The sequence below is a fragment of the Candidatus Methanodesulfokora washburnensis genome, from assembly GCF_003947435.1.
In the GTDB taxonomy this organism is placed as follows: domain Archaea; phylum Korarchaeota; class Korarchaeia; order Korarchaeales; family Korarchaeaceae; genus Methanodesulfokora; species Methanodesulfokora washburnensis.
This window is the reverse complement of record NZ_RCOS01000057.1, coordinates 1-5,070: the sequence shown is the minus strand read 5'-3', so window position 1 is coordinate 5,070 and position 5,070 is coordinate 1. Positions and strand designations below refer to the sequence as shown.

General features: G+C 42.7%; 7 protein-coding genes and 1 pseudogene. 5 read left to right on the top strand and 3 right to left on the bottom strand.

Features of this window, described 5'->3' with window-relative positions; all coding sequences use genetic code 11:
* Both D6D85_RS16080 and D6D85_RS03695 read left to right on the top strand, forming a co-directional pair.
* On the top strand, positions 1 to 644 hold a 644-nt coding region (locus tag D6D85_RS16080; RefSeq protein WP_161969672.1), incomplete at its 5' end, for a DUF5700 domain-containing putative Zn-dependent protease.
* Positions 645 to 835: 191 nt separating this feature from the next.
* The gene (locus D6D85_RS03695; RefSeq protein WP_237558741.1) at positions 836 to 1,726 is read left to right on the top strand and encodes an AAA family ATPase; all 891 of its coding nucleotides are present in this window, start codon (positions 836 to 838) and stop codon (positions 1,724 to 1,726) included.
* Positions 1,727 to 2,110: 384 nt separating this feature from the next.
* On the opposite strand, the gene D6D85_RS03690 is transcribed toward D6D85_RS03695, so the two are convergent.
* Positions 2,111 to 2,530, bottom strand: coding sequence for a retroviral-like aspartic protease family protein (locus D6D85_RS03690; protein ID WP_161969671.1), 420 nt, complete (start codon positions 2,528 to 2,530; stop codon positions 2,111 to 2,113).
* Between the two features lie 235 nt (positions 2,531 to 2,765).
* Here D6D85_RS03690 and D6D85_RS03685 point away from each other — a divergent pair, with 235 nt between their 5' ends.
* The 3 genes from D6D85_RS03685 to D6D85_RS03675 all read left to right on the top strand — a co-directional run bounded on the left by D6D85_RS03685 (position 2,766) and on the right by D6D85_RS03675 (position 4,302).
* Positions 2,766 to 3,233 carry a PaREP1 family protein gene (locus D6D85_RS03685; RefSeq protein ID WP_125670727.1) on the top strand — a complete coding sequence of 156 codons (468 nt, stop codon included), beginning with the start codon at positions 2,766 to 2,768 and terminating at the stop codon, positions 3,231 to 3,233.
* 238 nt (positions 3,234 to 3,471) lie between these two features.
* Entirely contained in the window at positions 3,472 to 3,825 is a 354-nt protein-coding gene (locus tag D6D85_RS03680; RefSeq protein WP_125670726.1) for a hypothetical protein, read from the top strand.
* A 180-nt stretch (positions 3,826 to 4,005) separates the two neighbouring features.
* Complete coding sequence (locus tag D6D85_RS03675) at positions 4,006 to 4,302, top strand: hypothetical protein (RefSeq protein ID WP_125670725.1); 297 nt, start codon at positions 4,006 to 4,008, stop codon at positions 4,300 to 4,302.
* Positions 4,303 to 4,435: 133 nt separating this feature from the next.
* Here the strand turns inward: D6D85_RS03675 and D6D85_RS03670 are convergent, their stop codons facing one another.
* Together D6D85_RS03670 and D6D85_RS16075 are read right to left on the bottom strand one after the other, a co-directional pair.
* Positions 4,436 to 4,861: a HEPN domain-containing protein gene (locus tag D6D85_RS03670; RefSeq protein ID WP_125670724.1), complete on the bottom strand. Its 426-nt coding sequence runs from the start codon at positions 4,859 to 4,861 to the stop codon at positions 4,436 to 4,438.
* 2 nt (positions 4,862 to 4,863) lie between these two features.
* Positions 4,864 to 5,070 (bottom strand): annotated as a pseudogene (locus D6D85_RS16075) (hypothetical protein); the annotation flags it as partial.

Below are 5,070 nucleotides of genomic sequence, written 5' to 3'. Positions count from 1 at the left end.
TTTACCTCACAGTCGATCCCTTTAATCAAGGGATGATTCGTCCCGGAAAGGTTTTTCTGAGCATACTTCAGGAAGAATTCACTGAAGAATTGTTAAAGGGGCTTGCTCATGAATTTCATCATGCTGGAGCACTCTATTGGCTGAATAGAAACCAGAAGCTGAAAGCCTTGAAAAGCTCTGATGAACATGCTCGTATGCTGGCTGAAATCTTCACCTACTTTGTGACAGAGGGTCTAGCAAACTGGTATTTTTCGCTTTCTCGTCTTAAATTATTGCCCGATGTGGAAAATAGAATGGAGAGAATAAAGAGACTTGAAGAAGAAATGCCGCAGTTAATAAAGACTACAGAACAATTATTAGAATGGATTTGTGAACATCACGAACCTATTGAAGATATCAGGGCTCTTTTTAACTCCCTCTCTATGGATACATCAGGGTATGGTATTCCAGCTGGGCACTTCCTGTCTGGAAGGATGGTTGGCATAATGGACAACAGCAATGTCAGCAGAGAAGAAATAATAGAGCTCGTAAAACACCCATTCAACTTCTTCGACCTGTACAATAAAGTTGCTCCCGAGAACATCAAGCTAAATGCTGCACTTCTTGAAAAAATAAGAAGCAAAATCGAGGAGTGGACAGAATAATTGAACATCTCTGAGGCCATCTAATTCCTGCACAGGAAATTAAAGTTATAATAAGGTATTGATATTAGAAATTTTTGAAATCTCTCCTTAATTGCAGAAGTTCCTATAAATTATAAAAAATATTGGAATTATCAACTTAAATGTCAATCTTTAATTAGTTCCGGTGCGGAACTTAGTTCCACAGTGGAACTATGAGTTTGTTCGATCTTCGGCCTAAGACCAGCAGGGATGAGCTCTTTGATAGGGAGATGGAGCTTGAAGAACTGCACAGATCCGTGGAGAGGGGATATCCCCTCATAGCCGTCTTGGGAATACGTAGAATAGGGAAGACAAGTGTCCTAAAGACATTCTTGGGGGAAATAAAGGGTATTTACATCGATTTGAGGGGTGTCCGGAGCACAGTTGAGCTGGAGGAAAGAGTTTCCGACGCTTTAAGCAGCTCTTTTAGCAGGCTTAGAAGGCTTATCGAGGGAATAAGGGGTGTCAGCATAGCTGGAATGTCGCTTGAGATAAAATGGAGGGGGAGGGATTCCATCAGTTTGTACGGGCTCTTCGAGGAGTTGAATAAAAAGGGAGAGAGGCTTGTTGTCGTTCTGGATGAGCTTCAGTCCTCAAGAGCTCCTGTTTCCTTTGAGCTGAAGCAGTTGCTGGCTTACAGCTATGATAACCTTGAGAACATATGCTTTATCGTGGCTGGTTCTGAGATAGGGCTTCTCAGAGACTTTATAGGCTTGAATGACTCTTCCTCACCCCTTTATGGCAGACATGTCAGGGAAATAGTTGTGGAAAGGTTTACAAGAGAGGATTCAATGGAGTTTTTGTCTAGGGGATTTGCAGAGGAGGGACTCCATCCTCCAATTGAGGTGTTGGAGAAAGCTGTGGAGCTTTTTGACGGAATTGTTGGTTGGCTCACTCTCTACGGCCGGAGCTATGTTGATGGATTGACTGACCTAGAGAGGTTAAAGGATGTGGCTATCAGCATGGCTTTAGAGGAGCTGAATAAGCTCAGTGAAAGGGAGAAGATCGTTCTTAAGGCAATAGCTGCTGGATCTGATTCTTGGAGCAAGGTTAGAAGATTATAGCTGAGCGTAAAGGGGTAATTTTTCCAAAGGCCACCCTCACAAGGACGATAAAGAAGCTCGAAAAACTCAGCCTGATAAGGGATTACGAGTTCCTTGATCCTGTCTACAAGCTGGCAGCATTGCGACTTTAGAAAACTGCAGAGGAAATAGGAGAAGGGTACCTCAGAAGATTGAGGATCACTTGAGAAGCAAAGGTTTTAACAAAATTTATGGACGCTGATATAATAATCTATAAGAACGAATAGAAGGGGTTGACTGGTAGCCTTTTCAATCGATGCCTTCTGCTAGGTGAACTAGAGATATAAGGATCCACAATAACGGCAATATTTTTTACCTCCTGATTTTCCAGGATGATCCCGTAGAGTGTAAACGCCCACCAGGAAATTAAGGTGCATGCATGGCATTATCGCTCGCTGAAAGCAGAAATAACTCCACTTTCCTAAGCCTCCCTGTTGTTGTGTCCGGTAGAAAGCCCGCTAGCTCAACTGTTGCGAGTCCTATGATGACTGAGTCATCTACATTGAGCTTCCTCAGAGTGCTTCTCACCTCATCGCTCAGCTTTACCATGAGAGCCTTCTCGTAATCCAAGATCTCGCCCTCTATATCCAACTCCTTTATTATGATGACCTCACCCTCAAGCCTATGTCCAGTGGCACTAACCAGAGATTTCCTCCTGTTTGTGCGCATGATGCCAATAACCTCTGCCATATCCTCATCAACAACGCTCGTAGAAGCTCCTGTATCTACTAGAGCAGTGCACTCCTTGGATCCCCTAAGCCCTCTTAACACAACTTTAGCTCTCACAATACCCAGAAAATCACCGAGAACATAGCTCTCGAGAATTTAAAAACTTAAGGTCGCTTAGTAGGGCCGACATCGCTTGTGTCAACTCCACAGCTAACTTCTATCAAGTTTATAGTTAAATAATCTTCCTGATAATTCTCTATTTCCTGATCAGGAAATATAAGAGTGCATACATTGCATAATTTTACACTGACTAACATTTCATCTTTATAAGGATGTTCTGAAAGCTATCATTATGCCGGCTGTCATCGAGCTTCCAGAGGAGATCTACAGAGCTCTGGAGAGCAGGGCTAGGGCACTGGGCAAAGATATTGTTGACGTTGCTATCGATAGCATGGTCAATCTTCTGGATCCCAAGACCAGAGTGGAGGTGTATCTAAAGCTTTATGAGAAATATCTCAGCGAAGCAGAGGAGCTGTACAAAAGAAGGGATCTATCTCAGTCTGGAGAGAAGTACTGGGGTGCTGTTGCAGCTCTGCTTAATGCGATTGCTGAGAAAAAAGGATGGCCACATTACAGCCACAGGGACTATGCAGATATCGTTGAGAAGCTCTCTGAAGAGCTTAAAGAGCCGCTTGGAAGGCTTTTTGCAAGTGCTGAAAGATTACATGCAAATTACTATCATAACTTTCTCACAGAACTCAACTTTGAGGCTCACAGAGAGGATGTTCTTGAGCTTTTGAGGAAGCTGAAGGCACTGTAAATTCATCACCAGCAGATCTTGGAAATGCAAAGTAGCACCTAATTGTGGAAGAACTGTACTAAAATGACAGTGATGTTCTCCTTCACAATCACGTCAGTATTCTTAAGGCTTTGTTAAAGAAATAGTTTAAATCAGTGATTAACGTCCCACTCCGAGGGGATAAAAAGGATGATTGAATTTTATAACAAAAGTTTAAACTAAAAACTTTTTATTGAAATCTTAAAGAGGATTGAAAAGCATGGAAGCTGACCTCGTTCGAAGAGGGCTGGAGGAGCTCATCAGAAGCATTGACCTAGAGCTGGCAAAAACAGAGGTCAGACTAACAGCAATTGCCGAGAAGTTCGGCTTGAGCTCATGGAAGGAGCTTGAAAAACTCTTTAAAAGAGGAATAGATAACCCAGAAATAGATCTTGCTTGGGCTGAGTACTGCTATCTAAAGGACAGACGTGAGTCCCTCTTAAAGGATAGGGAGAGGGCTTTTCAGCTTCTCTCTAGGGTTAAAATTTGTCCAGACTTGCTGAAGTACTTAATGAGGGAAATTCTTGATGAGCATAAACGCATAGCTAACAACTTTCTTGAGATCTCTTCTTAATAGCAGAAACTTCCATAAATTATACAAAATATTAGAATTATCAACTGAAATGTGAATTTTTAGTTAGTTCCGGTGCGGAACTTAGTTCCACTGTGGAACTGAATTTCATGCATAAGCTCAAACTGAAAAATGTTACCATAACATTTTTATCGGGTATACTGGTAAAAAAGCGGGGAGTGGATGTCCGACATCGAGGAGATGTTGAGGAGGATAGATGACCGCACAACATTGCTCTGGTATGACAGATTGATGGAGAAGACTGGGATGTATGAAGCCTCGGCACTGGATAAAGCAGCCGTGATAATCGGAGCAAACATATTTGCTAGGTTTATGCTGAAGTTCGGCGGAGACAAGCATCCATTGAGAGCCTTTTTCCTCAGCCTGCTTGCGATGTTCGGGCTTTTTATAGCAGTAGGGCTGATGTTTGCCGTGGCCTGTTTTGCACTAGCAGCTCTGATTTTTCATCCAATGCCTTAGATAAAATGAACAGGCTGGGATATTAGAGCCTGCAGTAACAGAAAAATTTTTACACTCATAACATTTCATATTTTATAAAGAGAGGGCTGGGGTTATCAGAAGTTCTTGCTACTGGAAATTTTCCGCGTATTGCTTAAAACTCACCTTCCAAGATCCTCTTCGCAAGTTCAACAGCCTTTCTAGCCTTCCCAAGAGCTTCATAAGCGCTTTCATTATCGTAAATATCCCAAGGAGTCAGACCCTCCTCAGGCTTTCCATAGGTGGCAATTCCATGCTCTGGAGCCAGTTCATGAGCTATCCTTGCCAACTTCTTGGCTATCTCCTTCTTCTCTCCCTCAAGCTCCTCAGCTACCTTCAAAAGCTCCTCTGAGGGATCATGGCTCCAGCTGGGAAGCATCCTAAGGGCTATTACAGCTTTAGCAGCGTTTTCAGCTGCTAATTGGGAGGCCTCCACGCACTCTTTGTAATCCTTGGTGAGGAAGAACCTCTCAGCTCTCTCCAGATATTTCAAGCAGAGCTTCATCCTGTAATTCACTTCAGATGACGGATCTATCCTCATTTTTACACCTCTATTGCCTTGAACTCCTTTGTCCTCGGCTTCCACCCATATTTCCCATCTCTTGTCCTGTATCTCTCCAGTTTATCCCTTACAGCATTTTTAACCCTTTCAAATAGCTCCCTTAGCCTTCCGGATGGGTCATAAAGTATTATTGAATCCCATATTATGTTGAGCAGTAGTGAGTTTATCTCCAGATCATTTCTGAACAG